The 26,745-nt window shown below is 71.9% G+C and carries 22 protein-coding genes; 16 read left to right on the forward strand and 6 right to left on the reverse strand.

Translation table 11 applies throughout. The features are described 5' to 3' along the window. Nucleotides 1-58 precede the first annotated feature (58 nt). The gene (locus AB0F18_RS09945; protein WP_362056926.1) at nt 59-4,633 is read left to right on the forward strand and encodes a hypothetical protein; all 4,575 of its coding nucleotides are present in this window, start codon (nt 59-61) and stop codon (nt 4,631-4,633) included. Between the two features lie 103 nt (nt 4,634-4,736). On the opposite strand, the gene AB0F18_RS09950 is transcribed toward AB0F18_RS09945, so the two are convergent. The 3 genes from AB0F18_RS09950 to AB0F18_RS09960 form a co-directional block, all read right to left on the reverse strand. Continuing rightward, the gene (locus AB0F18_RS09950) at nt 4,737-5,975 is read right to left on the reverse strand and encodes a serine hydrolase domain-containing protein (RefSeq protein WP_362056929.1); all 1,239 of its coding nucleotides are present in this window, start codon (nt 5,973-5,975) and stop codon (nt 4,737-4,739) included. Nucleotides 5,976-6,043: 68 nt separating this feature from the next. Further along, nucleotides 6,044-6,421 carry a DUF1048 domain-containing protein gene (locus tag AB0F18_RS09955; RefSeq protein ID WP_362056932.1) on the reverse strand — a complete coding sequence of 126 codons (378 nt, stop codon included), beginning with the start codon at nt 6,419-6,421 and terminating at the stop codon, nt 6,044-6,046. Nucleotides 6,422-6,423: 2 nt separating this feature from the next. Next, nucleotides 6,424-6,756: a PadR family transcriptional regulator gene (locus AB0F18_RS09960; RefSeq protein WP_362056935.1), complete on the reverse strand. Its 333-nt coding sequence runs from the start codon at nt 6,754-6,756 to the stop codon at nt 6,424-6,426. A 501-nt stretch (nt 6,757-7,257) separates the two neighbouring features. Between AB0F18_RS09960 and AB0F18_RS09965 the strand changes: the two genes are divergently transcribed. Continuing rightward, nucleotides 7,258-8,064, forward strand: coding sequence for an SDR family NAD(P)-dependent oxidoreductase (locus AB0F18_RS09965; protein WP_362056938.1), 807 nt, complete (start codon nt 7,258-7,260; stop codon nt 8,062-8,064). A gap of 220 nt (nt 8,065-8,284) precedes the next feature. Next, the gene (locus AB0F18_RS09970; protein WP_362056941.1) at nt 8,285-9,076 is read left to right on the forward strand and encodes a GNAT family N-acetyltransferase; all 792 of its coding nucleotides are present in this window, start codon (nt 8,285-8,287) and stop codon (nt 9,074-9,076) included. Nucleotides 9,077-9,095: 19 nt separating this feature from the next. Here AB0F18_RS09970 and AB0F18_RS09975 read toward each other — a convergent pair whose 3' ends face one another. Continuing rightward, nucleotides 9,096-10,658 carry a Na+/H+ antiporter gene (locus tag AB0F18_RS09975; protein ID WP_362056944.1) on the reverse strand — a complete coding sequence of 521 codons (1,563 nt, stop codon included), beginning with the start codon at nt 10,656-10,658 and terminating at the stop codon, nt 9,096-9,098. 213 nt (nt 10,659-10,871) lie between these two features. Between AB0F18_RS09975 and kdpF the strand changes: the two genes are divergently transcribed. The 10 genes from kdpF (at nt 10,872) to AB0F18_RS10025 (ending at nt 21,148) form a co-directional block, all read left to right on the forward strand. Further along, nucleotides 10,872-10,961 carry a K(+)-transporting ATPase subunit F gene (gene kdpF, locus AB0F18_RS09980; RefSeq protein WP_362056947.1) on the forward strand — a complete coding sequence of 30 codons (90 nt, stop codon included), beginning with the start codon at nt 10,872-10,874 and terminating at the stop codon, nt 10,959-10,961. 11 nt (nt 10,962-10,972) lie between these two features. Further along, nucleotides 10,973-13,540, forward strand: coding sequence for an ATP-binding protein (locus AB0F18_RS09985; RefSeq protein ID WP_362056950.1), 2,568 nt, complete (start codon nt 10,973-10,975; stop codon nt 13,538-13,540). After that, on the forward strand, nt 13,537-13,722 hold the full coding sequence (locus AB0F18_RS09990; protein WP_362056953.1) for a hypothetical protein: 186 nt from the start codon (nt 13,537-13,539) through the stop codon (nt 13,720-13,722). The genes AB0F18_RS09985 and AB0F18_RS09990 overlap by 4 nt, the downstream gene beginning before the upstream one ends. Before the next feature lie 136 nt (nt 13,723-13,858). Continuing rightward, nucleotides 13,859-14,368, forward strand: coding sequence for a hypothetical protein (locus tag AB0F18_RS09995; RefSeq protein WP_362056956.1), 510 nt, complete (start codon nt 13,859-13,861; stop codon nt 14,366-14,368). Further along, the gene (locus AB0F18_RS10000; protein WP_362056959.1) at nt 14,365-14,511 is read left to right on the forward strand and encodes a hypothetical protein; all 147 of its coding nucleotides are present in this window, start codon (nt 14,365-14,367) and stop codon (nt 14,509-14,511) included. The genes AB0F18_RS09995 and AB0F18_RS10000 overlap by 4 nt, the downstream gene beginning before the upstream one ends. A gap of 470 nt (nt 14,512-14,981) precedes the next feature. Beyond that, nucleotides 14,982-16,514, forward strand: a complete 1,533-nt coding sequence (locus AB0F18_RS10005; RefSeq protein WP_362056962.1) for a cytochrome P450 — start codon at nt 14,982-14,984, stop codon at nt 16,512-16,514. 26 nt (nt 16,515-16,540) lie between these two features. Further along, entirely contained in the window at nt 16,541-17,086 is a 546-nt protein-coding gene (locus AB0F18_RS10010; RefSeq protein WP_362056965.1) for a quercetin 2,3-dioxygenase, read from the forward strand. After that, nucleotides 17,083-18,312, forward strand: coding sequence for a 4-nitrotryptophan synthase (gene txtE / locus AB0F18_RS10015; RefSeq protein ID WP_362056968.1), 1,230 nt, complete (start codon nt 17,083-17,085; stop codon nt 18,310-18,312). The genes AB0F18_RS10010 and txtE overlap by 4 nt, the downstream gene beginning before the upstream one ends. 183 nt (nt 18,313-18,495) lie before the next feature. Next, complete coding sequence (locus AB0F18_RS10020; protein ID WP_362057134.1) at nt 18,496-19,584, forward strand: nitric oxide synthase oxygenase; 1,089 nt, start codon at nt 18,496-18,498, stop codon at nt 19,582-19,584. Nucleotides 19,585-19,798: 214 nt separating this feature from the next. Continuing rightward, nucleotides 19,799-21,148: a phosphoribosyltransferase family protein gene (locus AB0F18_RS10025; RefSeq protein ID WP_362056971.1), complete on the forward strand. Its 1,350-nt coding sequence runs from the start codon at nt 19,799-19,801 to the stop codon at nt 21,146-21,148. 270 nt (nt 21,149-21,418) lie between these two features. Here AB0F18_RS10025 and AB0F18_RS10030 read toward each other — a convergent pair whose 3' ends face one another. Next, entirely contained in the window at nt 21,419-21,751 is a 333-nt protein-coding gene (locus AB0F18_RS10030; RefSeq protein ID WP_362056973.1) for a hypothetical protein, read from the reverse strand. 173 nt (nt 21,752-21,924) lie between these two features. On the opposite strand from AB0F18_RS10030, the gene AB0F18_RS10035 reads away from it, so the two are divergent. From AB0F18_RS10035 to AB0F18_RS10045, 3 genes are all read left to right on the forward strand, one after another. Continuing rightward, nucleotides 21,925-22,416: a CBS domain-containing protein gene (locus AB0F18_RS10035; RefSeq protein WP_362056976.1), complete on the forward strand. Its 492-nt coding sequence runs from the start codon at nt 21,925-21,927 to the stop codon at nt 22,414-22,416. A gap of 210 nt (nt 22,417-22,626) precedes the next feature. Next, nucleotides 22,627-23,280 (forward strand): DUF305 domain-containing protein, encoded by a 654-nt coding sequence (locus AB0F18_RS10040; protein ID WP_362056979.1) that lies wholly within the window; start codon nt 22,627-22,629, stop codon nt 23,278-23,280. Between the two features lie 417 nt (nt 23,281-23,697). After that, nucleotides 23,698-24,630 (forward strand): nitroreductase, encoded by a 933-nt coding sequence (locus tag AB0F18_RS10045; protein ID WP_362057137.1) that lies wholly within the window; start codon nt 23,698-23,700, stop codon nt 24,628-24,630. Between the two features lie 98 nt (nt 24,631-24,728). On the opposite strand, the gene sulP is transcribed toward AB0F18_RS10045, so the two are convergent. Then, nucleotides 24,729-26,414 (reverse strand): sulfate permease, encoded by a 1,686-nt coding sequence (sulP, locus tag AB0F18_RS10050; RefSeq protein ID WP_362056982.1) that lies wholly within the window; start codon nt 26,412-26,414, stop codon nt 24,729-24,731. Nucleotides 26,415-26,745 lie beyond the last annotated feature (331 nt).

The following is a 26,745-nucleotide window of genomic DNA, read 5'->3' on the forward strand; positions in this document are numbered from 1 at the left end:
CGCACCGGCCGCTTCCCCGGCTGCCGGCCCCTCCGACCGGGCACGGCCGCAACCGCCGGTGCCGTCGACGCCCGCCCCGTCCGCCGCGGCCGCGTCCCCGTACCTGCCGCCGCAGCGGACCGGGGAGCCGGATGCCGCCCCGGCGTCCAGCGCGAACCTCCCCGACGTCACCGACGCGCCGGCCACGGCCGGTACGCGGCGGGCCGCTGAACTCGCGCCCCTCCTGGAAGCCCGGCGCTACGGCACGGCGGCGGCGCTCGCCGAGCAGAACGGCGCATCCCGCTGTCGTGTCTCCACCCTGCGGATCTCCGCGTACGCCCACGCGCTGCGATCGGCCAGCGGCGAGTGCGCCTCCCGCGTCCGGGCCGAACTGGCCGAGATGGATCTCGATGAGCTGGTCGGCAGCCGGCCGGACGCCGCCCTCGTCACCGCCGCCCTGCTGCGGACCGTCCTGATCACGGGCGACCCCGAGACCAGCGCCCCGTTGGAGCGGGTGGCGTCGGCCCTGCCGCCGAGCCTCGCTTCCATCGCGGGCGAGGTCGCGCTCCGCGCCCTGCGGTCGACGCTGCTCCACTCGCCGCCGCTCGCCGTGGCCCAGGGCGCCGCCGAACTCGAGAGGACCATGCGGGAGGCCCGCGAGGAGTGCCGGCAGGGCCTTGACCAGATTCCCCGGATCCGGTTCAGCCGCGCGACCGAGATCACCCGTGTCTGGCTCGCCCCCGACGGGCTCGTCGGCCGGCTGCTGCGGAGCGCCGCGGACGACGACAGGGCCGTTCTCGACGAGGTCTCCGAGCGCGTCCGGGAGCTGAGCGTCGACTCCACGCTCCAGGACGAGCTCAACGAGATCGACCGCCGGATGATGAAGTCGAGCAGGAGCCCCCTGGAAGGCCCCGCCCGGCAGAACCTGCTGCGGCTGGTGCGCGAGCGTCTGCGGTGGGTGGAGAAATGGGTCACCGCCGCCCGTGCCCTCAACGCGGGTACGCAGGACTGGAGCGTCGACCAGGTCCAGGAGATGCGCACCAACGTACTCGCGCTCCGGCACAGCGTGCTCTCGGACCTGGCGGAACAGGCCCTCACCGACGATCCGTACGCCGCCACCGCCATGCGCGCGGCCGCCGATTCCCTTCGGCTGACGTTCGAGCTCCTCGCCGGTGACGCCCGGCTCGACCCGACGGAGCCGCCGGCCGAGACCGTGCTCGGCGCCGACCTGTTGAAGATGGCGGGCGTGCGGGTGGACGGGACGACCGGGCACGTCGTCCCGCCCCGCCTCACGTCCGCCGTCATCGCGGCCGCTGCGGGCAGGACGTGGGAGGAAGCGGTCAGCGCTCACGCGGCCGCCGAGCGGTTCGACGTCGCCACCCACCTGATCGAGCTCTCCGAGCGGGGCCATCTGCCCCGTCTCGACGGCGATGACAAGCCGATCGCCGAGTCCGTGCAGGTAGAGGTGGACGAGGCCGCCAGGCGTACGGTCAGCGAGCTCGAGGGCAAGCGGCGGGAGCTGGAGGACGCGCTGCGACGCACCCGGGTCAACGGCGTGTTCAAGGAAGAGGAGGAGCGCGACTTCGAGCACCGGCTCAAGGCCTCCGTCATCACTACGGCGTCCGACCTCTCCTCGGTGCGCCGGCGGCTGGCCGCTCTGTCGGAGGAACTGGAGCGGGCCCACGCGAAGGCGGTGGCCACCCTGCGGACCCGGCTCATGGAGATTCCCGACCTCAGGCCCGAGAACGTCGCCAGGGTCACGCCCGTCCTCGACGACGGCGACCTGCTGACGGCGGAGGAGCTGATCTCCCACCTCTCCAACGGCGAGAGCATCCCCGACACGCGCCAGGCCGACCATCCGCTGGACGCCTTCTTCCCCGCCGTGCCGGACGCACTGCCCCACGGCATCACGGAGGAACTCATCCAGGCGGTGCGGGAGCGCAGGCGTTTCCTCGACCTCGACGCCCTCGACTTCTCCACGATGTCGGAGGAGTTCACGGAGCAGGCGGCCCAGGGCCTGGCCGGCTGGCACGAGATGGCCAGCCGCCGGGGAGGGCGGAGGCTGGAGGGACTGAGCGAGGAGAACCTGCTCATGCCCGCCCTGCGGCTGATCGGCTACCGCAGTCTGCGCAAGCCGCAGCGGGACCGGCAGCGGAGCACCACGCCCGACCACCGGTTCCTCGACCTGGTCGACGTGGGGTACACGGGCAACGCGCTCGTACCGGCCTTCGGTTCGGCCCTGCGCGGCCGGCTCCGGGTGATGCTCGCCTGGGGTCAGCCGAAGCCCGAGGCGCTGATGGCCCGCGTCCAGCAGGACCCGAGCCAGGACAGCCTGCTGGTCGCCTACTTCGGAACCCTCTCGGCGCAGGACCGGACGGCGCTGGCGGTGCTGAGCGTCGGCCGCCGGCCGATGGTCGTGCTCGACGACGCGGCACTGGCCCACATCGCGGCACGCGGCAACCAGCTGCTGGACCGCGCCATGCAGGTGCTCCTGCCCTTCTCGGCGGTGAACCCGTACGTCAGCGAGAAGCGCGGCCGGGTCGCGCAGGAGATGTTCTTCGGCCGGCTGAACGAGCTCGGCTCGGTCCAGGACCCGGCCGGGAACCAGGTCGTCTTCGGCGGCAGGGGGCTGGGCAAGTCCGCCCTGCTGAAGGAGGCGGGCAGGAACTTCACCGCCCAGGCGCCCACCGCGCACGTGAGCCTGGCGCTGAGCCTCGACTCCACGTACAACGGCACCAGCGCGCAGGCCGCCGCCGTCTGGAACATCATCGGGCGTCGGCTGCTGGAGGAGGACGCGCTGATCCTGGCGAAGCGGGTCAGGCCCGACGCGGTCCTGACGGCGGACGCCGTCGTGGCCGGGATCCGGGCATGGCTGAAGCAGGACAGCAGCCGGCGGATGCTCATCATGCTGGACGAGGCGGACGGCTTCTTCGAGTCGGATTCGCCGAGGTTCACCGAGACCCGGCGCCTGCGGGACCTCAGCTCGGAGACGAACGACAGCGTCAAGATCGTGTTCGCCGGACTGCACTCGGTGCAGCGGTACGCGACCCTCGCGGTGAACAACCCGTTCAGCCACCTCTCGCAGCACCCGACGGTCATCGGCCCGCTGCAACCCCAGGACGCGGCCAACCTGCTGCTGAAGCCGCTGGCGGCGCTGGGCTACAGATTCGACGAACCGCCGCTCGTCCACCGGATCCTCGGACACTGCTCCTACCAGCCGTTCCTCCTCCAGATGTTCGCGCACCGGCTCGTGCAGACCATGCACACGGGGCGGGAGAAGGGCCGCGGCCCGCTGTACTCGATCACCCGCGCGGACGTGGAGCGGGTCCAGTCGGACAAGGACCTGCAGCGCAGCATCACGGCGGCCTTCCACGACACCCTGCGGCTCGACTCCCGGTACAACATGATCGCCAACGTCGTGGCGCACCACGCCCACCACCACGGGATCGATGCCAGGATGACCCACGCGGAGCTGCGGGACGAGTGCACGTACTGGTGGGCGGAAGGGTTCCGGGACCTGGACCCCGACCAGTTCCGCGCCTACCTCACCGAGATGGAGGGACTCGGGGTGCTCGCCCCCGATCCCGAGTACCGCGGCTGGCACCTGCGCAGCGCGAACGCCCTGAGCATGATCGGCACGCTGGAGGACGTCGACGCGCAGTTGCAGAACACGTCGAGCCGGGAGGTGACCGAGCGGCTCACGGCGATGGAGACCCGGCACCGGTCCGCCCATTCGCACGCGCACTGCCCGCTCACCGCGGCGCAGATCGCGGACCTCCTGCCGGGCCGGCAGGTCGCGGGCAGCGAACAGGGCCGCCGGAACCTCGCCCGCGTGGTCATCGGTTCACCCGCCACGGGGATCAACCGCGTCGGCTCGGGGCTGCGCGAGGTGGCGGAGGCGACGGGCTGGAAGATGCCCGTCATCAACCGGCGCGCCGACTTCGAGCGTGAGCTCGTCGGCGGCGCGGCGGGCACGAGCCGCCTCGTCCTTGCCGACCTGACCGTGAAGTCCCCCGGCGAACAGACCTGCCTCGACTCGCTGGACATGGCGGCGACCTGGCTCCCCGTGGGCCCGGGCGTCACCCGTTCCGCTGTGGTGGTGGTCGGACTCGAACAGATCCGGCTGTGGGGGGACCTGCTGTCCGACCAGCAGCGACGCGAGTGGGGCATCGTCACCCTCCGGCGCTACACCCGCCACGGACTGCGCACCTGGGCGCTGGACCAGAAGAGCGCCTTCACCTCGGAGTCGGCCCTCACCCGGCTGGGAGCGACCACGGGCGGATGGCCGCTGCTCGTCGACGATCTCGCGGAACAACTGGCCAGGGGCGTCTCCGAGGGCAACGCCCTCCGCTCGCTCCAGGAACGGCTGGACGACGCCGGGGGCGCGCAGGCCTTCCTGGCCCAGGCGGGACTGGTACCGAAGGCGCCCCTGTGGTCAGCGTTCGCGGTGATACTGGAACTCATGACGGAGGAGGGCCTGCCCTTCGAGGACCTTGAGGCCGCGGTGGAGAGCGGACGTTACGATGCGACGGTCACCGCGGCCGACATGGTCCGCACCCTGAGAGCGCTTCAGGTGTTCGACGTGGACGCGGACGGCCTCCACCGCCCCGAACCCGTCCTGCTCTCCTGCTGGACCCGCGTCACCCCTCCCTGACCCGTCGCCGCCACCCCGGACCCCGATCCCGGGCAGCCGGAATCCCGGTGGACCATCGCCTTGGCGAGATGGTCCACCGGGATCGGGTGGCCGGGTGGCCGGGTCAGTCGTCGATCGCCTGGTAGAGGGTGGTCCAGAAGTCGCTCATGGCCCGTGCCGAGTCCGGAGTGGACATCCCGGTCTGGGTGAGGAGGATGCCGACGAGCCCGTTGACCGGGTCGGCGTACGTGGTGGTGCCGGTTCCGCCGTCCCAGCCGAACTGGCCGACGGGCGCGTAGTCACCGCGGTAGGTGCGCACCGCCATCCCGAAGCCCCAGCCGCCGTGCTGCCCCTGGCCGTGTGACAGGTGGACGAGGTCGCGGGCCCGGTGCTCCCGGTCGGCCAGCTGCTCGGCGGGGAGGCGGTTGCCGGTCATGAGCTCGACGGCGGGGCGGGACAGGATCCGCCGATCGCCGTGCCTCCCGTGGTTGAGCAGCATCCGGAAGTAGGCGTGGTAGTCGTCGACGGTGGAGTCGAGTCCGCCGCCGCCCGACTGGAACGCGGGGGGCCGGCTGTGGTGTCCCCCCTCGGCCGCGTCCGCGACGACGAACTCGCCGGTCTGCGGATCGGGGGCGTACAGGGGCGGCAGTCGGTGGATCTTGTCGGCGGGTACGTGGAAGCCGGTGTCCTTCATCCCCAGGGGCTCGAAGACGCGCTCGCGCAGGAACGCCTCGAACGACTGGCCGGTGACCCTGGCCACCAGCACCCCGAGCACGTCGTCGCCCACGTTGTACAGCCATCGCTCTCCGGGCTGGTGCATCAGCGGGAGCGTGCCCAGCCTGCGCATCCACTCGTCCGGCTCCGGCGCCGGCAGCAGCCAGCCGTCCTCCTGGCCGTACACGCCGCGCTCGAAGAACGCGCCCATGATCGGGGAAGTCGGCGCCGTCATGTCCAGCCCGAGCCCGAGCGTGGAGGTGAGCAGGTCCCGCACCGTGATCGGGCGCCGGGCCGGGACGGTGTCATCGAGCGGACCGTCGGCCCGCTTGAGGACCTGGCGGTCGGCGAGCTCGGGCAGCCAGCGGTCCACCGGGTCGTCCAGCCGTATGCGGCACTCGTCCAGCAGGACCATCGCCGCGGCGGACGCCACCGGCTTGGTCGTCGAGGCCATGCGGAAGATGGTGTCCCGGGCCATCGGCGGGCCGCCGTCGTGGCGCATCGTGCCGATCGCTTCGACGTGCGTCTGCCCGCCCCGGCTCACCAGGGCGACGAGTCCGGGTATCTTCCCGGACTCCACGTGCCGTCGCAGCACCTCGCTCAGTCTGCGCAGTCCTGCTTCGGAGAAGCCTTTGCCGCCTCGTCCCACCGTGAATCCCCCTGTTCGATCGTGTAACGCCCGGTCCGGCTTGGTGCTCGCGATGTGCGCCGTCACCGTCAGACCACCCCGTTCGCTTCGGTGGCGGCCTGTTCGATGTCGTCGGTGAGCCGCTTGCGTGCACGGGCGGGGACGTAGCCGCCGTCCGAGTAGTTCTCGGCGAAGGCCTCGACGAACTCCACCGGGTCCTCCCCGACGATCTCGCGGATCGGTGTGCCGTCCGCGACGGCCTGCTCGAACAGGTCCGCAAGGTCCTCGAACATCGACGCGTTGCTGTCGGCGTCGACCGGCACGAAGTGCATCAGGTGCCGCTCGATGGCCTCGACGGCCGCGCGGTGACCGCCGGGCAGCTCCTTGACGCGCGCCTTGTACGACCTCCACCGCTTCTTGGGCCCGATCACCTTCGCGATGATCCCGCTCTTCTCGACGTCGGACATGACTAGCCGCCCTCCCCTTCGCGGAGCTGTTCCAGTCGTTCTGCGAGGAAGCTCCACGTCCCCCAGAACTCTTCGAGGTATGCCCGCCCCTGGGCGTTGAGGGAGTGCACCTTGCGCGGTGGCCCCTTCTCCGAGGCGACCTTCTCCACGTCGACGAGACCACGCTTTTCCATCCTGATGAGCAGCGCGTAGACGGTCCCCTCGGCAATGTCGGAGAAGCCCTGCTCCCTCAGGCGTGCCGTGATCTCGTAGCCGTAGGCGGGCCTGCCGGCCAGGGACGCGAGGATGATGCCCTCCAGCGTGCCCTTGAGCATCTCGGTCAGCAGTTTGGCCATGGAACGCCTCCTCCCCTGAGCTATTAAGCGTCGTTGACTACTGCTACACCGTAACGCTGACTACCGGTACTTAGCAAGACGGATTAGCGGAGAGAAGGAGCGGCCCGGCCCGGCCGAGGGCTCTGACGGCACTCCTTGACGGGTTCCTTCCGCACAGAAGTCGATCTTTTACGCCGCCCTGATGGGCCGGCATCAGAAGGCCGTCAAGGAGCCACCGGATGCTTGCCTCCGCGTCTCCGATGCGCTGGGATTGCGCCATGAACAGCGGTCCGAGCTACGACGATCGGCCACCGAATCCGGTGCGGCCGACGGCGCCCGCTGTCCGCCCGGCCCTCTGACGTCGGCCGCGCGTCCTCCCGCGTACCTGCCGCCGGCCCCCTGAAAGGGCGCCGGCCGAGCTCCGGACGCATCCTCACCTTCACCGCATGACCTGAGCCCACGCCCCCCGCCTCGCGCCGGGGCGCCGGGCACGTCAGCCATGCCTGCTTCCAGGGATCCAGCATGTCCTCATCTCTGTCCGGCCGTACCGTCCTCGTCACCGGAGCCACCTCCGGCATCGGCTACGAGACCGCCCGCCGGCTCGCCGAGCGCGGGGCCACCGTCCTCCTGCACGGCCGGACGGCCGAGGAGGCCCAGGCCGCCACCGACCGGCTCATCGCCACCACCGGTGTCGCCGGGGCCCTTCTGCGGCCGCTGACCGCCGACTTCGTCCGCCTGGAGGAGGTCGAGAGCCTGGCCCACGCCGTCGTACGGGACCACCCGCGCCTCGACGTACTCGTCAACAACGCGGCCATCGCGGCCCCGGAACGCCACACCCTGACCGCCGACGGCAACGAGATCTCCTTCCAGGTCAACTTCCTGGCCCACTACCTCCTCACCAACCTCCTCGAACCCGCCCTCACCAGCGACCCCGGCGGGCGCGTCGTCAACGTCTCCTCCGCCCTCCACCGCTCCGGCGCCATCCAGTGGAACGACCCCCAGCGCGTGCGGCGCTACTCCCGCCTCGCCGCCTACGCCCAGTCCCAGCTCGCGCTGACCGTCTTCGCCTCCGACCCGCGGGTCACCGCCGTCTCCGTCGACCCCGGCGTGTGCGAGACCGGTCTCCTTCCCCTGTACGGGCACCAGGGCGCCCCCGCCGCCGAGGGCGCCCAGCACGTCGTACGGCTCTGCGACCCGGCCACCGAGATCGTCAACGGCGCCTACTACGACCGCTCCGAGCGCGTCGCCCCCGCCCCCGCCGCCACCGAGGACCGCACCGTCAAGCGCCTCAACAAGCTCGCCGACCTCCTCGTCGGCCACACCGCCTGAAGGGACACACCGACATGTCCAAGCGCGCACGCAAGAAGAAGGCCCGCCGCAAGAAGGGCTCCAACCACGGCAGCAAGCCCTCCTGCTAGCCATCGGCCCACCCCGTGGGGCGGCCCTCCGAAGGGCCGCCCCACTTCCCCCGCGAGGAAGTCCCCCTGGACGAGGCCGAACCGCGCCGCACCCCCGGTCCGCAATCGCGAGCACCACCCGGAGACGATCCATGATCGAGATCAGCCCGCAGCACCTTCCTGCCCTCAGCCCTTGGTTTCCCACCGGCGCCCCCGGCCCCGGCGCCCTCGCCGAGCACGTCCTGACCACGGGCACCGGCCGCTGGTGGGCCGACCGCCCCGACCGGCCCCGGGTCCTCGCCGTCACCTGCGCGGACCACGTGCTGCTGCGCGGCGACCCCAGCGCGCTCGCACCGGATGCCCTGGCCCGGTTCGCGGACCGGTACGTCGAGACGCCGACGCGGTTCTGGCCGGCCCTCGGCTCCGCCTTCGAACGGGTCGTCCCCTGGGAACGCATGCTGTACGTCCACCAGGCCGATGCGTCGGTGTCCCTCCCCCGGCCGCCGCGCGGCGTGACGGTGCGGCGGCTGACGCCCGCGGACGGACCGGCACTGGCCGCCCTGCGCTCCGAGAACGCCTGGGTCCACGCCAGTTGGGGCGGACCCGCCGGGCTCGCGGCCTCCGGCCACGCCTGGGGTGCTCTCGCCAAGGGCCGGCTCGTCTCCGTCGCCTGCACCTACTTCCTCGGCAGCGCCTACGAGGACATCGCGGTCGTCACCGTGCCCGACCGCCGGCGCGAACACCTCGCGCCGGCCTGCGTCGCCGGCCTGACGGCCGACATCAAGGCCCGGGGACACACCGCGAGCTGGTGCTGTTCGCGCGACAACCGGCCCAGCCGGCTGCTGGCCTGGACGGCCGGGTTCCGGCTGACCCGCGCATACGTCCACCACGCCACCGGCCGGGCCCTGGCGCAGGCGGTCCGGGCGACCCCGGTTCCCGCATGAGCCGGGTGTCGCCGGCGCATCACTTCGCCAGGTCCAGCCGTGCCTCCTCAAGGTCCAGGGAACGCTGGAGGCTCCGGCGGGTGGTGTCGCTGATGCGGTGTGCTGCGTAGAGCCGCTGGAGTTCGGCCGCCTCGATCCGGATGAGGTCGCGGCGCAGTACGCGGTAGACGTGGTCCGCGGACCCGGCCGGGTCGGCTTCCTCCAGGCGGTCCCGGGCGTGTTCGAGGCGGGCCTGCAGGCCGCGCCGCAGCCGGTCCGCCACGACGTCCGGCACCGCTTCGAGGTCGGACATCTCGTCCAGTCGCCGGATGCCGGCGGCGGCGAGGGCGCACCGGGCGGAGGCCTCCTCGCGTTCGGTGTGGTCCGGTTCGAGGGCGATTCCGGAGCGGCGTACCACGCCCGCCAGCGTGAAGCCCTGGGCGACGAGGGTGACGACCACCACCGATGTGGTCAGTACGAGGACGAGCGGCCGCTGCCCCAGGAGGCTTCCGTCGTCCGCGGCGACCGGGATGGACAGGGCCGCGGCCAACGGAACGACGCCGCGCGTGCCGGCCCACGTCAGCACGGCCGGGACGCGCCAGGACGGGCGTGCGCCCGCGTTCCGATGGACGACGGCCGAGAGCGGCAGGACCCACAGCAGGCGCACGGCGATCAGGGTCACCGCGACCGCCAGGGCGTACAGCGGCCAGGCACCGTCGGTGCTGTTCAGCGCGGCGATCTGGCCGGGCAGGGTGAGCCCGATCAGGCTGAAGACGACGCTCTCCAGCAGGAAGACCACGGTGCCGTTGACGGCGTGCAGCTGGATCCGTATGCGCGCGTTGGTCAACCGGTCGGCCCGGCCTCCGAGCACGACGCCCACCACGACGACGGAGGTGACGCCCGACGCGTGCACCGCCTCCGCCAGCACGTACGCCCCGTACGGGGTCACGAGGGCGATGACGGTCTCCAGTACCGGGTCCTCGGTCCTGCGGCGGATCAGCGCCACCACGCCGGCGACGGCGCCTCCGATGAGGGTGCCGCCCCCGGCGAGCAGTGCGAACTCGGCACCCGCCGCCTGCCAGGACACCCCGGCGGAGGCTGCCGCGACGACGACCGCGACACGGAAGAGCACGAGCGAGGTGGCGTCGTTGAAGAGGCTCTCGGCCTGCACGAGGACCTGGACGCGGGGCGGCAGGGCAAGGCGCCGGCCGAGTGCGGTGACCGCCACCGGATCCGTACTCGCCAGGATCGCCCCCAGGACCAGGGCCATCTGCCAGGTCAGCGGAGTGACCAGCGACGCGACCACGCCCACTGCGGCCGCCGAGGCCAGGACCAGGCCGACGGCGAGGACGCTGGCCGGCTTCCACACCAGCCGCAGCTCGCGCCACGACAGTTCCTCCGCACTGGCGTACAGCAGGGGCGGCAACACCACGAGCCCGATGACTTCGGGACTGACCCGGATCTGCGGAGTGCCGGGCACCAGCGCGACGACGAGGCCGGCGACGACGAGCAGTGAGGGCGCGGGAATTCTCCAGCGCCGGGCACCCGTGGCCACGAGCGTGGCGAGAACCACGAGGAACAAGACCGTACCGACGCTGCGCATGACGCCCCCACCCGAGTCGAACGTGGACCACGTGGTCACACGACGCCGACCAGGCTTCCCGGCACACCACCTTCACCCTATCGACGCAACGGCCGTCAATACACCGTCAAAGTCCCACTCCGGGCCCGTCAGGAGTGCATCAGGGAGGTTTCGTTCCCGGCTTCCCTGCTGTTCGCTGGTGAGGTCGAGGGCGCGCGGAGGAGTCGGGTTCGGGTGAGCACGGAGAACATCGTCGGCATCATCATTGCGGTCGGCTTGATCGGGTACCTGGTCCTGGCGTACCTCTTCCCCGAGAAGTTCTGAGCATGACGGCCATGAACGGGGCAGGGCCGGGGGCAGCGGCTGAGCCGGTCCTGCGGCCCGGGAGGCTCAAGGTCTTCCTGGGCGCGGCGCCCGGCGTCGGCAAGACCTACCGGATGCTCGACGAGGCGCACCGCAGGACGGCCCGTGGCGCGGACGTGGTGGCCGGTTTCGTCGAGTGTCACGGGCGCCGGCACACCGAGGCGAAGCTCCACGGCCTGGAGGCCCTGCCCCCGGCCGAGCACGGCTACCGGGGCCGAAGCTACGCGGAGCTGGACCGCCAGGCGCTGCTGTCCCGGCGCCCGCAGGTGGTGCTGATCGACGAGCTCGCCCACACCAACGTCCCGGGCGGCGGTCGGCACGCGAAGCGCTGGCAGGACGTCGAGGAGGTTCTCGCGGCCGGGATCGACGTCGTCACCACCCTCAACATCCAGCACCTGGAATCGCTCAGCGACGTGGTCGAGAAGATCACCGGGGTGCCCCAACGCGAGACGGTCCCCGACGAGTTCGTACGCCGGGCCGACGAGATCGAGCTGGTCGACCTGCCCCCGGAAGGGCTCCGGCGCCGGATGGCGCACGGGAACGTGTATCCCCCGGAACGGATCGACGCCTCCCTCGCCAACTACTTCCGGCCCGGCAACCTCATCGCCCTGCGCGAACTGGCCCTCCTGTGGCTGGCCGGGCGTGTGGACGAAGCCCTCCACAAGTACCGCACCGAGCACGGCATAGGCGGCGTCTGGGAAACCCGGGAGCGGGTCGTGGTCGCCCTCACCGGCGGCCCCGAGGGCGAGACCCTGATCCGGCGGGCGGCCCGCATCGCCGGGCGGTCAGCCGGCGGCGAGCTGCTCGCCGTGCACGTCGCGCGCAGCGACGGACTCGCGGCGGGGGTCTCGCACGCTGCGCTGGCCGGGCAGCGGGCCCTTGTGGAGGACCTGGGCGGCAGCTACCACTCGGTCGTGGGGGACGAAGTGCCCAACGCGCTGGTGGACTTCGCGACGGCCGAAAACGCCACGCAGCTCGTCCTGGGTACGAGCCGCCGCCGTCGGCTGGAACGTTTCCTCACCGGCCGGGGAATCGGCGAGACCGTCGTGGCGCTGTCCGATGACATCGACGTCCACATGGTCACGCACGAGCGCGCGGGCGGCGGCAGACTGCTGCCCTCGCGGCGACGCACGCTCCCCACTTCCCGGCTCGTCGCCGGACCGGTCGCCGGAGTACTGCTCCCCGTACTGCTCACCCTCGCCCTCGACCGCATGCGCGGCACGCTGGACCTCACCAGCGAGGCCCTGCTCTTCCTGGTGGCCGTGGTGGGCGTGGCCTGCATCGGCGGAGTGGCCTCCGCCCTGGTGGCGGCGCTGACCGCCGCGCTGCTCCTCAACTACTGGTTCATGCCGCCCATCGGCGAGTTCACCATGAGCGACCCGGACAGTCTGCTGGCGCTGGCGGTGTTCGCCATCGTCGCCGCCACCGTCGCCGCCGCGGCGGACAGGTCCCTGCGGCTCTCCCGCCGCGCCGCCCGTGCCACGGCCGAGGCGGAGACGATGTCCTCGCTGGCCGGCAGCATCGTACGCGGCGACCAGACGATTCCGGCGCTGCTGGAACGTACGCGGGAGACCTTCGGGATGGACAGCGTCGAACTGGCCACGGACTCCCCCGGCCCCGGTGCGGGCAGCGGACCCGACCCGACCCTGGTGGTGGCCGCCGGATCCGATGCCCACCTCGTCCTGCGCGGCCGCCGGCTGACCTCCTCCGAGCGGCGCGTCCTGGCGGCCTTCGCCGCGCACGTGGGCGCCGCGGTCGAGCGGACCAGGTTGGCGGAAGCCGCCGCCGAGGTCGAACCCATCAAGGCGGCGGACCGGTTGCGGACCGCCCTGCTCCGGGCCGTCAGCCACGACCTTCGGACCCCCTTGGCCGGAGCGCTGGCCTCCGTGACCTCCCTGCGCAATACCGAGGTGGAGTTCTCCGAGGCGGACCGCGCCGAACTGCTGGCCTCCGCCGAGGTCTCCCTGAACCGGCTGAACGGCCTGGTGGAGAACCTGCTCGACCTCAGCCGCCTGCAGGCCGGCGCACTCACCCTGGAACTGCGGGCCACCACCCTCGAAGAGGTCCTGCCGGCCGCCCTGGACTCGCTGGACCTCCATTCCGCGCCCGGGTCCGCCGTCGACGTACAGGACCTGGAATCGGTACCGGGGCTGCAGGCGGATCCGCCCCTGCTCGAACGGGTGCTGGCCAACCTCGTCGGCAACGCCGTCCGCCACGCTCCTGCGGACCGCCCCGTGCTCGTGACGGCCAGCTCGCTGTCGGGCCGGGTCGAGATCCGGATCGCCGACCGCGGCCCCGGCATCGACCCCGCCGACCGTGAGCGCGCCTTCGAGCCGTTCCAGCGCCTCGGCGACCGCGACAACACCGCCGGCCTCGGCCTCGGCCTCGCCTTGGCCCGGGGCCTCACCGAGGCCATGAACGGCACGCTCACACCGGAGGACACCCCCGGCGGAGGCCTGACCATGGTCCTCTCCCTACCCGCGGCTCCCGACCCGGCCGCGGCGCCTCGAAGATCGACGTCGGGGACCACGCCCTCGTGAGCGACGTCAACGCCGTCTCGGTAGCCGCCTGTACCTACCAGGGCGCGAGCCGCAAGTTCGTCGTCGAGGCCGAGCGGTTCTACCCCCAGCGCGACGACGCCAAGGGGCGCCGCGACTCCCTGACCCGCTTCATCGCGGCATACCTCCCGGCAGCCCTGAAGGCAGCGGGCTGCACTGCCTGACCGCCCGCCACACCACATGACGCGGACCCGCAGAACTCCGACGTAGGACGCAACCCCGTCAAAATCCCGTAGTCATCGCAGCAGCAGCACATCAGGGTCCCGTACCAGGGCCTCAGCCCGGCCTAACGTGATCCTCATGGAACGAGGCTTCACACACGACACCCACTGGGCCGGCGAGCGGCGCTCGGCGATCGGGGTCGCGTTCCTCCTCTTCACCGCCCTGTTCACCATCGACGCGGGCCTCGGCGCGCTCGACGTGACCCGCGGCCTGCTCTGGACCGGCCTGGCCGGGCTGGTCTTCGTGATCCTGGTCCCGTCCCGGGTCTCGGTGCGGCCGGGGCTGCTGAGCAAGCGCGGGGTGCTGGTGGCGGACACGGTGCACACCGACTCCCTCGTCTCGGTCCGGTGGTGCGACGGGGTGGCCCAGCGGATGGTCCTCCGCGACACGGAGGGGAGCCGGGTCGAGATCGACCCGGCCGTCCTGATCCGGAACCCCGCGATGTGGCACCGTCTCGACACGGACGTCCGCACGTCGATCCGCCGTGGCACCCTGCTGAGCGGCGCGGCCGCCCTGTGCGAACTGTCGGAGCGCATCGACCGCGAGACGGCCCACGGGGTGTTCAAGGTTTCCGGTCTGCCCTCGTGACCTCCGGCCGTCCCGGCATGGCCACGGCGGCAGGACGTCATGCCGTGGCGACCGGGGTGGCCATGATCGCGCACGACGCCGAAACCGACCTGCTGCGGAGCGGCCGCGGACCGCTCCGGGGCCTCGCCGGCGCCCAGCCCTAACATGGCCGGCTTCGTGGGGGTGTGCGCTCTCGCGTCGTACACGCCAGGGACACCGGCCCGGAGCGGGTCGCCCGGGATCCGGCCGGCGTCCCCGACCAAGCCGCTCTGTTCGGCCTGTTGGGCCACTTCGGGGTCGACGTCCGCCGGCCCGACCGGAACACCGGTCACTGATTCCCCCCTTGATGCGTTCTGTACGCACGAACAGGTCATCCCCCGTAGCCGTGCCGGCGGGCAGGGAACGGGGCCGGCGGTCGCCGCGGGACGGCGACCTGGGAGAGCCGGAATTCCGGCGGGTCCCCACGGTTCCTCGGCGCTCAGCGGAAACCGGCCATCCGGTGGCCCCCTCATTGTGGGGCGGCCAAATCCATCCGTAGCCTGGCGGCACATCGCGAACCCCTTCCCGTCATGCCCCGCACGACCAGAATGCGTCGTCGGCAGGGCTCACCGTTCCAGGGGATTACCACATGAGCATGTCCAGCGTACGCACGCTGCTTTCGCTCTACCGGATCGTGTACACGTCGAGCATCACGAGCGTCGTCCTCATATCCCTCGCGGGACTGTGGTTCGGGCTCACCACGGGTTACTGGGTGGTGGCAGCCGCCGCGGGAGCCGCCGTCTGCCTCCTTCTCCTTTCCGTACGGCGCCGGGTTCTCGAATTCCGGTCACGCCGGCATCTGCCGGGACCGAAACCATCGTTCCTGCTCGGAAACATGGGCGACCTGCTGGCCCACGGGCACGGCGGCCGGCACCAGGCGCTGCACGACCTCCACCGGGCGTACGGGCCGGTGGTCCGCCTCCACCTGGCGTGGGGCAGCCGCCCCCTCGTCTCGCTGTCGTACGTCTCACCCAACCTCCACCGGAAGGAACTGGACTCGCACCGCGAGGCCGACGGGACCGTCCTCTCCCGGAGCCTGATGGGAGTGGCGGGCGGAGACCTGCACCGGAGCCACCGCCAGGTGCTCTCACCAGCCCTGACCAGCCGCTCGGTCGCGGAGGGCACGCCGGTGCTGAGGAAGGTCTCGCGGCAGTACGTCGACAAGTGGCGGAGCGGCGGCGAGTCGTACGAGGGCCTGCAGTCCGACCTGCGCGACTGGAGCGTGCACGGCCTGAGCGCCTTCCTCTTCGGCGCGGACTGGGAGGAACCGGCCGACGCGCACCGCTACCACCGGGCGCTCGCCGCCATCGAGGAGGAGGTGAGCTTCCGCGCCTTCCACCCGTTCTTCGTCCGGTGGATCTTCCCCAGGCGGCGGCTGCGGGTCAGGGCCGCGTACCGGGAAGTGGCCACGGTCCTCGGCGGGGTGCTGGCGCGGCGCGAAGGGCGCGCGCCCGCCGCCTGCCCGGCGCACCGGGACCGGGGAGACCTGCTCGACCGGGTGGCAGGGGCGCCGTGGTCCGCGAAGGACCGTGTCGAGGAGCTGATGTCCCTCGTCCTCGGCGGCGCCGACCCGATGTCGTACGTGGTGTCGCAGGCGCTCGTCCTGCTCTCCCTGGACCAGGAGGTACAGGAGCGGGCCAGGAAAGCGGCCCACGAGGCCGCCGGACCAGGGGCCGGCCCGGACGAAGCCCTCGGCCCCGATCCGTACATCAGGGACATCGTGTACGAGACGCTGCGCCTGTTCCCGCCCGTCCCGTTCAGCGCGAAATTCACGGACCGACAGCCCGTCGAGGAAAGCGGCATGAGCATTCCGGCGGGCACGGTCATCATGTGGATGAAGAACGAGGTCGGCAGGAATCCGAACAATTTCCGCGAGGCGGACCGCTTCGATCCCGACCGTTTCTCCGGGGACGGGAAGGAAAACGAGACCATCTCGAACTTCCTGCCCTTCGGCGCCGGCCCGCGGCATTGCGTGGGCAACCGGCTCGCCGAGCAGCAGTGCGCCGTCCTGCTCACCGAGATCCTGAAGAATTTCCGCATCGTTCCCGTCACGGACGTCGCCGTGGAATTCCACTCGACCATTTCCGTGGTTCCGTCGGCCGTGCCGGTCAGGCTCGTCACCCGATGACCGGTCACACGAACAAAGGAGCACACATGTCCGGACCCGGCGGCGCGACCGCGCCGATCGCGCTGCGGCGCGGGGAAGGTGAAGCGCTGTGGTTCCTCGACTTCCTGGCGGCGGTCAAGGGCTCGGCCGCGGAGCTGAACGGAGCGTCGACGGTCGTGGAGTTCCTCGGCCGGCGCGGCTCCGGATCGCCGCTGCACGTGCACCGCAAGGAGGACGAGTGGTGGTACGTCCTCGACGGTGAGATGACCTTCTGGGTCGCCGGCCAGGCGTACCACGCAGCCCCCGGATCCTTCGTCTACGGCCCCCAGGACCAGCCGCACACCTTCCAGGTCACCTCCCCCGAGGCGCGGTTCCTGCACGTGACCGAGCCCGGCGGATTCGACGGCTTCCTGCGGTCGCTGGCGCGGCCCGCGCCCTCCCTGGAGCTGCCGCCGCACGACGTCGCCCTCCCCGCTCTGGAGCACGTACGAGCCATCGCCGCCGAGTTCGGCATCGAGGTCCTCGGACCCCCCGGCATCCCGGCCGCCGGATTCGCCATCGGCGACCCCGGCCTCCCGAAGGAGACCCCGTGACCGCCACGACCACACCGTCACCGCTGGCGGACGCCGCCATCGTGCCCGACCCCTACCCCGTCTACGCGGAACTGCAGCTGCACGAACCGGTGCACTGGTGCGAAGGCCTCGGCGCCTGGGCGGTGCTGAGGTACGCGGACTGCGCCGCCGCGCTCAAGGACCCCCGGCTCAAGGCCGAGCGCATGGCGGAGGTGCTGGAGACGAAGTTCCCCGGACAGCAGCTGCCGCCGGAGAACATCTACCACCGCTTCACGAAGAACACGATGATGTACACGGACGCTCCGCGCCACGACGCCCTGCGCAGGTCCACGCACGCGGGCTTCACGCGGGCCGCGCACGAGCACTACAGCCGGGTCATCGAGCGCGTCGCCGCCGACCTCGTCGCCTCGGTCCCCCAAGGCACGAAGGAGATCGACGCCGTTTCCTCGCTGGCCGCCCGGATGCCGGTCCGGTCGGCCGTACAGGCCTTCGGGGTGCCGGAGGAGGACCTGGACTTCGTCATGCCGTGCGTGGACACGCTCATGACGTACTGGTCGGGTCCGCAGGACCAGCCGGTGGAACTCGGCCGTCTCCTCGCCCTCCTGACGGACCTTCACGTCTACGCGTCGGAACTGGTCGCGGGAGAGCGGGGCAAAGTCCTCCCGGAGACCGTCATCGCGCGCCTCGCGTCCGCACAGGACGGCCTCACCGAGACCACACCGGCGCAGACCGTCCACCAACTCGTGCTGTTGCTCATCGCGTTGTTCGCGCCCACCACCCCGGGGTCCGCCAGCAGCGGCATGCTCGCCTTCGCCACCAACCCGCACCAGATCGAGCGCTTCCTGGCGGCCCCGACCTGCGTCGACAACACGGCCGACGAGGTCGTCCGCTACAACGCGTCGAACCAGTTCACCTGGCGGGTCGCGACGACGGACCTCGACGTGGCCGGCGTACGGATCGGCAAGGGGCAGGCCGTCGCGCTCTTCCTGGGGGCGGCGAACCGGGACCCGGACGTGTTCGAGCGCCCCGGCGTCTTCGACCTGGACCGGCCCAACAGCGGCAGGCACCTGTCGTACGGCCTCGGCATCCACTCCTGTCTGGGCCGGCAGATCGCCAACCTCCAGATCAAGTGGTTCTTCACCGCCCTGCTGACCCGCTTCCCGGGCATCCGGCCGGCGGGCCGGCCCGTCTGGAACACGAATCTCGAATTCCGCTCCCTGCGCTCGCTTCCGCTCCGCCTGAGCTGACGCCCCGCGCCGGCCGGCACGGCCCCCCGCGATCGGCCCCTCCCCCGGCCCCGCGCACACGCCACCTGCGAGGAACCCGTGACCTCCTTTGCCACCCAGTCCCCGACGCCTTCCCCCCGCACCACGTCCGCCGCAGGACCGTACGACGGTGCCGTCGCGGACCGGGACGAGGCGGAGGAGTTCCTGCGCCAGTACCACGCCGAGTGCCCCGCCCAGCCCGTCCCGCTGGACCGGCGGCTCCCGCAGGTACGCGCCGCCATCGACGGCGCGGGCACCTACCGCCACACCCCGGGCGAACTCGCCTTCGGTGCCCGCGTCGCGTGGCGCAACTCCCGCCGCTGCATCGGCCGCCTGTACTGGAACAGCCTGCGCGTCCTGGACCGCCGCGACGCCCGGAGCCCCGAGGAGATCCACCGCCACCTGTGCACCCACCTGCGCGAGGCCACCCATCACGGCCGCATCCGCCCCGTCATCTCGGTCTTCGCCCCCGACACCCCCGCCGGGCCCGGCCCGAGGCTCCGGAACGAGCAGCTCATCCGGTACGCGGGCCATACCCGCGCCGACGGCACGGTGCTGGGTGACCCCCGCAACACCGGCCTCACCGAGGCGGCACGCCGCCTCGGCTGGCAGGGCACCGGGGAACCCGAGGGCCCGTTCGACGTCCTGCCCCTGCTCATCGAGACCGCCGGCGACAAGCCCCAGCTCTTCGACCTGCCGCGGGACCTCGTCCTGGAAGTGCCCATCGTCCACCCCGAGTGCCCCGCGATCACCGCACTGGGCCTGCGCTGGCACGCCGTACCGGCCGTCTCCGCCATGCGCCTGCGGATCGGCGGCGTCGACTACCCCCTCGCACCGTTCAACGGCTGGTACATGGGGACCGAGATCGGCGCCCGCAACCTCGTCGACAAGGACCGCTACGACCTCCTGCCCGCCGTGGCCGACTGCCTCGGCCTGGACACCGGCAGCGAGCGCACCCTGTGGCGCGACCGCGCGCTGGTCGAGCTCAACCTCGCCGTCCTGCACTCCTTCCACACCGCGGGCGTCCGGATCAGCGACCACCACACCGAGTCCCGCCGCTTCCTCACCCACCTCGCCCGGGAGGCACGCCAAGGCCGCAGCGTGCCGGCGGACTGGAGCTGGATCGTCCCCCCGCTGTCCGGTGGCATCACGCCCGTCTTCCACCGCACCTACGAGGACACCGACCAGCGCCCCAATTTCTACCCCGCCGACGCAGAGCGCCGCCCACCCCCGGCCGGATGCCCGATGGGCTAGAGCTCTTCAGGATGCAGACCGGGCGCCCCGGCGCGACGCTGGATGCAGGGGGCTGTCCTGTTGCGCCCGGCCGCATCCGACGCGGTGCCGGCCCGCGCTCCCTTTCCGAACGCGGCAGCACCGCTCCCGGCCGGCGGCGGCAGTGTTCCGGTTCCGCCTTCGTGGCCCCGCGAGGAGCCCTCCGGCGGATCCAGGCCGTGATGGGAGGCCGTTCATGTTGTTCACGGACCGAACCGCCGCCGGCAGACTGCTGGCCCATGACATCGCCCTGCTCGCCCTGGCCCAGCCCGTGGTACTCGGACTCCCCCGGGGCGGGGTTCCCGTGGCCGCGGAGGTGGCGCGCGTCCTGGGGGCGCCGCTGGACGTGATCGTGGTCCGCAAACTCGGGGTGCCCTTCCAGCCCGAGGTGGCCTTCGGCGCCGTCGGGGAGGACGGCGTACGGCTGATCAGCCGGCCGACGGTGCGGGCGGCCCGCCTCGGGGAGCGGGACTGCGCACGGGTCGAGGAGGCGGAGCGGGCGGAACTGCGGCGGCGGCTGGCCCTGTACCGCAGGGGCCGGGAGCGGACCGCGCTGACCGGACGCGCCGTGGTGATCGTCGACGACGGGATCGCCACCGGATCGACCGCGTCGGTGGCCTGCGAGGTGGCGCGCCGGCAGGGGGCCGCGCAGGTGGTCCTGGCCGTTCCCGTGGCCTCGCCGCAGGCACTGGAGCGGCTTCGCCACGAGGCCGACACCGTGGTGTGCCTCTCGGCTCCCCCGCGCTTCTCCTCCGTGGGCCAGTGGTACGAGGACTTCGCACAGGTCGGCGACGAGGAGGTCTCGGCGCTGCTGGCCGCTGCGGCACGGGCCGGCCCGCATGCGGCGGAACCGCAACGGGGCGGGCGGCCCGGCCCGGCGGAGACGGAGGACGTGTCGGTGGACGCCGGTGGAACCGCACTGCCCGGGATCTTGACCATCCCCGGGGACGCGGCGGGAATCGTCGTCTTCGCGCACGGCAGCGGCAGCAGCCGCCTGAGCCCGCGCAACCTCCGGGTGGCCGAGGTGCTCAATGACGCGGGCCTCGCCACGCTGCTCTTCGACCTCCTCACCCCCGCCGAGGCGCAAGACCGCAGCAACGTCTTCGACGTGCCCCTCCTCGCCCTCCGCCTGACGCAGGCCACGCGCTGGCTCCGGCCGAGGCTCCCCCTCCACGTGGGCTACTTCGGTGCGAGCACGGGCGCCGCGGCCGCACTCGTGGCAGCGGCCGAACCGCGGTCGGAGATCGCGGCCATCGTCTCCCGGGGCGGCCGCCCGGACCTGGCGATGACCCGGCTCGGGGCGGTGCGCGCACCCACCCTGCTGATCGTCGGCGGAGCGGACGCCCAGGTCATGGAGCTGAACCGCCGGGCCGCCGCACACCTCCACTGCGAGCACCAGATCGCCGTCGTCGCCGGCGCCACACACCTCTTCGAGGAACCCGGAGCACTCGACTCCGTGGCGGACGTGGCGCTGAGCTGGTTCAACCGTCACCTCGCACCCCTGCGCGCCGCCACACGGGGGCCGGCCGACCGAGGTGGAACGTGACGACCGCCTGTGCGGACCCCTCTCCTCCGATCCCAGGGGCCGATCGGACCTCCGCCCGGGCTCCTCGGCCCCCGGGAGGGCGCAGGCGGCAGTGCTCGAATGAGTGAGTCGACCTTGACCGCAGGGACAGACAGCGGCGACTGGCCAGCGGGTCAAGCGGCTTCTGGTCGTCGACGACGCCATCCGCCACGAGATCACCGCGGACGTCCTCGACCGGACGCTCCACCCCCGACCGGCCGGCTCGCGCCGCACGTCCATCCGCCCGTACGTTCATCCGGCGGTCCGTGCCCGCGTCTCGTCCGTCCTTCCGGAGGCCTCGGGGGCGACCGGCCACGGGGCGAAGGGGGTCGAACCGCCGGCGCGGACGGCGTCCACCGCGTTCTGGTGAACGGAGCGGCCGGCTTCCGCAGACGCGCAGGGCACGGGGCTTCCGGCGAGGGCGTGCCACTCGGCCGCGCCCACGTACTGGACGGCGACGTGTGCCCGCGTCGGCTCCCACGTGGTGCGCACCGTGAGTTCCCCGGAGAGGGTTCCGGCCTTGTCGGTGAGCACCCCGCCGGGTCCCGTGAAGACCCCCGTGGTGGTCCAGGTCGTGGTTGCCATGTCAGATCACCTCGGCGACAGGAGTGCTGGTCGGTATCTGCTTGCCATGGTGCCCGGGACTGGGCGTATCGCCCAGGGCCATCCGGTCCCAGGCGCAGGTCCGCCCGGCCCTCCCCCGGTCTGCTGCCCGGGCCTACGGTGAGCATCAGTGATCCGGCCGAAGGAGCAGGGCCATGAACCTGTCCGCATCCATGTCCGCGCCCGCGGTGTCCGTCACCGCCACGACGACCATCGCGGAGGCGGCCCGGCAGATGGACGTGCACGGCGTCGGCTGCCTGGTCGTGACGGAGGGCGGCGCCCTGTGCGGCGTCGTCACGGATCGTGATGTCGCGGTCCGAGCAGTCGCCTCGGGGCTCGACCACGACGATCCCGTTCGTACGATCATGACCACGCCGGCCGTCACGGTCGACGTGGGCGACGACATCCACGGCGCGTACCGGACGTTCGGCAAGAGCGGGGTCCGACGCCTTCCCGTCGTCGACGGACAGCGCGCCGTGGGCATGCTGACGGTGGACGACCTGCTGATGGACGTCTTCCGGAGGGTCGCAGACCTGCTCGGCCCCATCGCCTGGAGCGTCCTGGAGAGGCCTCCCGGCCCCATGGACGAGATCGGTCCGCGCGCACAAGGGGGCGGGAAGAGTCCGCCCGCTTCTGGCGGATCCTGATCGTGCGGTGCACCGCCGGGGAGGGGTACCCACGGTGACGGCGACGGCCCGGCCGAAGCCGGTCCATCGCCCGTTCGCCTGTCCTCGGACGGCGCGACCGCCGCCTCCGTGCCTACTCTGGCCGCGCGACCCACCACGGCAAGCGGGACGCCGTGGTCACGCAGCCGCGGCGGCAGCGCTGAGACCCATCGAGCCAGGAGCGTCACCGCCATGAACGCACCCCGTTCGCTGCGCCGCCGTGCGGCGCTGACCGCCACAGTCGCGGCAGCAGCGCTGGCACTGACCGCCTGCGGAGACGACGGCGGCAGCGGTGGTACGTCGACGTCTCCCGGCACGGCCGCGGCCGCGGCGGCGACCACCACGCCCGAAGCAGCCACGGGCCGGCACAACCGGGCCGACGTGACCTTCGCGCAGGGCATGATCCCCCACCACCGCCAGGCGGTGGCCATGTCCGCCATGGCCGCGAGCCACGGCGCCTCCACCGAGGTCAAGACACTGGCCGAGAACATCAAGAAGGCGCAGGACCCGGAAATCGAGACCATGTCCGGCTGGCTGAGGTCCTGGGGCGAAAAGGTCCCCGAAGGAATGACCACGGACAACGGCATGGGCCACGGCACGGACGGCACGCCCATGCCCGGGATGATGGGCGATCAGCGGCTGGACGAGCTCGACAGGAAGTCCGGCAAAGCCTTCGACACCATGTTCCTGACCATGATGATCGAACACCACAAGGGCGCGATCACCATGGCGGAGACGGAGAAGAAGGACGGGGCCTACGACCCGGCCAAGCAGCTCGCCGACCAGATCATCACCACCCAGACGGCCGAGATCACGAAGATGGAGCAGATGCTCGGCAAGAGCTGAGCCACTCTGCGGAACAGCGCCGGGACGGCGGCTCCGATGCCGGCGGCGATGATCGCCGCCGAAATCGGGCCCTCCACCTTTTCGCTGTGCGGGAAGCAGGAAGGCGGCACCAAGGACCGTGCCGTGGACGAGTGTCCACCATTCGCGCCCCGTGAAGCTCATACCCCTCACCTTCGGGCCACCCTGCGCAACCCCGCCACGTGATCGACGGAGGGCTACCTACTGACCACAGAAATGAACCAGGGTGACGCTATCTCCGAACGTCGGCACTGCCGTGCGGACGCGCCGCGATTAACGTGGGAGTGAGGCCCCCACTGCGGACGGGCCGGCTCCCGGAGGGAGACGCAGGTGCCAGCTCAGTCACTCGACGAGGAAACCGTGGCGGCCCTCGTCGCCGATGCCGTCGCCGGACCCTCCATGCACAATGCACAGCCGTGGAAGTTCCGCTTCTATTGCGCCCGCCGCACGTTCCATGTCCGAGCGGACCTTGATCGGGCCATGCCCCATTCCGACCCCACGGGCCGCTCCCTCCACATCGGGTGTGGAGCGGCCTTGTTCAACCTGCGCGTCGCCGCCGCTCATGCCGGTTGGGAGCCGGCCACCCGGCTGCTGCCCGACCCGGCGGACCCCCAGCTGCTCGCGACAGTGACTCTGGCCGAACCGGTGCATCCGGAGACCGACCTCGCCGAGCTGTATCCCGCGATCCACCGTCGCCACACCAGCCGCAGCCCCTTCTCGGACGAGGAGGTGCCCACGGCCGTCCAGGACGGCCTGCGCGGGGCCGCCATCATGGAAGGAGCCCGGCTGACCTTCCCGGACCTGTGGCATGTGGAGTCGGTCCTGGACCTCGTCCACGACGCCGAGGGCCGCGACGTCCTCGACGACGTGCAGACAGGCGTCGACGAAGACGTCGTCCGCTGGACCCGCCTGGACACGGAAACCCCCGACGCCGCGGCCGACGGAATCCCGGCGTACGCCTTCGGCCCCCGCAAGCGGGACGGCACGGCTCCGGTCCGCGACTTCGCCGGCAGACGCCCCGTGCCACACCGGGAAGCCGCGACGTTCGAGAAGGTCCCCCACCTCGCACTGCTGGGCACGGCCGGCGACGCGCCGCAGGACTGGCTCACCGCCGGGCAGGCCATGCAGCGCGTCCTGCTCCAGGCGACCCTGGACGGGCTGGCGACCTCCCTCACATCTCACGCCCTGGAGTGGCCCGAGCTGCGATGGGCCGTACGCGACCCGCAGTCCGCGACGGGGTTCGTGCACATGGTGCTGCGGCTCGGATACGGCGAGCCCGGCCCGGCGACACCCCGACGCCCCGTTGACGAGGTCCTGGAGATCAATCCCTAGGGAGGGGAGAAGGCGGTGCGCGCCTGGCGCTGTCCGGCCCATGAGCACGTGGTCCACCCCCTGCTGCCGGACCCCACGAAGTGCTCCTGGCCATGGCCTCAACTGGCGTTCTGCCATCGGCGATAGGCGGCAACGGCTGTGGGAAGGGTCGGGTAGATCCGGTCCGGCCCCACTGCTGCCGTGAGCCCGTACGTGTCGAGGGGCTTGCGGAGGTCCTGCTTGACGCGGGCCAGCGCGAAGACGATGTTTCGCTGGACGAGTTCGGCACGCAGGGCTTCCACGGCGTCCAGAGCGGTGATGTCCACCTCGACGTTGGCCTCCGTGTTCAGGAGGAACCAGGACACGGGCTCGGGTTGGGCGTCTACGGCGGCCAGGGCGCGGCGGTGGAAGTCCTCGGCATTGGCGAAGAACAGCGGGGAGTCGTAGCGGTAGATGAGGAGGCCGGGGATGGTGTGGGCCGTGGGGTAGTCGTCGATGTTGTGCATGCCGGCCAGGCCGGGGACGATGCCCTCGACGGCGTCGTGGGGCCGGGCCACCCTGGCGAGGAGTTCGATGACGGAGAGGGCCACCGCGACCAGGACGCCGTACAGGATGCCGAGCACCAGAACACCGAGGGTGCAGCCGATGGCCAGGAGGAGTTCGCGGCGGCGGAAGGCCGCGAGGCGGCGGAACTGCCCCACCTCGACCAGGCGGACGGCGGCGTATACGACGATCGCACCAAGGGCGGCGGCGGGCGTGTGCGCCAGCAGAGGCCCGAGGAAGAGCAGGACGGCCGCCACGCAGGCGGCGCCGACGAGGGAGTACACCTGGGTACGTGCACCACCGGAGTCGGCGAGGGCGGTGCGGCTGGCGCTGCTGCTCACGGGGAAGCCGTGGAGGAAGCCCGCTCCGACGTTGGCAGCGCCGAGGGCCAGCAACTCGCGGTTGGCGTCCAGGGGGTGCGGGTCGTCGTGCCGCGCGAAGGCGCGGGCGGTCAGGACGACGTCGGTGTAGCCGACCAGGAGGACACCGAGAGCGGGCAGCACCAGTCCGGTCAGGTCGGCCGGGCGGGGTGGCGCGAAGCCCGGCAGGCCGGTCGGAACGACGCCGATGGTGTCGATGCCCTGGTCTGTGTCGAGCGCCAAGGCTGCCACCGCCGCTGTGGCGAGGACGAGGACGACGAGCGGCCCGGGCAGCGGACGCCACAGCCTGGGAAGGGTGAAGAGAAGCACCAGGCATGCGGCGCCCAAGCAGGCCGTGGGCCAGTGCATCTCGTCGATCCGGCGGAAGAAGGAGAGCAGCCGGGAGATGAACCCCGACCCGGCTCCCTCCGTCCCGGTGAGGCGGGGCAGCTGGTCCACGATCATGATGAAGGCGACGCCGGCCAGGTAGCCGACGAGCACGGGCCGGGACAGGAGGTCGGCGAGGAAGCCGAGGCGGACGGCCCACGCCACCACGCACAGCAGTCCGACGATGAGCGCCAGAGCCGCGGCCAGGGCCGCATAACGGGCAGGGTCGCCGGCCGCGAGCGGGCCCACGGCCACGGCGGTCATGAGAGCCGTGGTCGACTCCGGGCCGACGGACAGCAGGCGGGAGGAACCGGTGAGCGCGTAGAGGAGCATTGACGGGAGGACGGCCCACAGGCCGGTGACCGGGGGCAGGCCGGCCACGCCCGCGTAGGCCATGACCTGAGGGACGAGGTAGGCCGCGACCGTGATCCCGGCCGGCAGGTCACCGCGCAGCCACGTGCTGCGGTACCCCCGGAAGGACGGCGGAATCGCAGCAGCCCGTCCGTGCTTCGGCATGGCGTCTCCGGGGCTCACTGAGGGCGGGCGGCGGGTCGCGTTCCGCACCATCGTGCCGCGTGACGGAACACGAAGGCGTGAAGCGCGCGGGTCTACGGCCAGGGGCTCGCCCGGCCGCAGCCGGAAGCCGGTGACGAGGTCGGGCCTGATCCGAGCTCTGGACGGCTCTTCATCGCGGACACCTTGGTCGAGCAGGGGCGAGGCACGCAATGACCGTCCCCCGCTGTCGGCATCTGAAAGGGGCGTGGACCCTGGAGCATCGTTCCAGTACTTGCTCGGCCGTCCGCTGCAAGGATCCTCGGCCTGGCCGTCCTGTGGAGGGGCCGGTCGG

It is taken from the genome of Streptomyces sp. NPDC029216, assembly GCF_040648015.1.
GTDB lineage: Bacteria > Actinomycetota > Actinomycetes > Streptomycetales > Streptomycetaceae > Streptomyces.

Coding starts and splice junctions, on each gene's coding strand:
- AB0F18_RS10005 (WP_362056962.1), top strand. CDS start 14,982: ATGTCCAGCGTACGCACGCTGCTTTCGCTCTACCGGATCGTGTACACG.
- AB0F18_RS10040 (WP_362056979.1), top strand. CDS start 22,627: ATGAACGCACCCCGTTCGCTGCGCCGCCGTGCGGCGCTGACCGCCACA.
- sulP (WP_362056982.1), bottom strand. CDS start 26,414: ATGCCGAAGCACGGACGGGCTGCTGCGATTCCGCCGTCCTTCCGGGGG.
- AB0F18_RS09965 (WP_362056938.1), top strand. CDS start 7,258: ATGTCCTCATCTCTGTCCGGCCGTACCGTCCTCGTCACCGGAGCCACC.
- AB0F18_RS09970 (WP_362056941.1), top strand. CDS start 8,285: ATGATCGAGATCAGCCCGCAGCACCTTCCTGCCCTCAGCCCTTGGTTT.
- AB0F18_RS09985 (WP_362056950.1), top strand. CDS start 10,973: ATGAACGGGGCAGGGCCGGGGGCAGCGGCTGAGCCGGTCCTGCGGCCC.
- AB0F18_RS09995 (WP_362056956.1), top strand. CDS start 13,859: ATGGAACGAGGCTTCACACACGACACCCACTGGGCCGGCGAGCGGCGC.
- AB0F18_RS09955 (WP_362056932.1), bottom strand. CDS start 6,421: ATGTCCGACGTCGAGAAGAGCGGGATCATCGCGAAGGTGATCGGGCCC.
- AB0F18_RS10010 (WP_362056965.1), top strand. CDS start 16,541: ATGTCCGGACCCGGCGGCGCGACCGCGCCGATCGCGCTGCGGCGCGGG.
- AB0F18_RS09960 (WP_362056935.1), bottom strand. CDS start 6,756: ATGGCCAAACTGCTGACCGAGATGCTCAAGGGCACGCTGGAGGGCATC.
- AB0F18_RS10035 (WP_362056976.1), top strand. CDS start 21,925: ATGAACCTGTCCGCATCCATGTCCGCGCCCGCGGTGTCCGTCACCGCC.
- AB0F18_RS10025 (WP_362056971.1), top strand. CDS start 19,799: ATGTTGTTCACGGACCGAACCGCCGCCGGCAGACTGCTGGCCCATGAC.
- AB0F18_RS09975 (WP_362056944.1), bottom strand. CDS start 10,658: ATGCGCAGCGTCGGTACGGTCTTGTTCCTCGTGGTTCTCGCCACGCTC.
- AB0F18_RS10045 (WP_362057137.1), top strand. CDS start 23,698: ATGCACAATGCACAGCCGTGGAAGTTCCGCTTCTATTGCGCCCGCCGC.
- AB0F18_RS10030 (WP_362056973.1), bottom strand. CDS start 21,751: ATGGCAACCACGACCTGGACCACCACGGGGGTCTTCACGGGACCCGGC.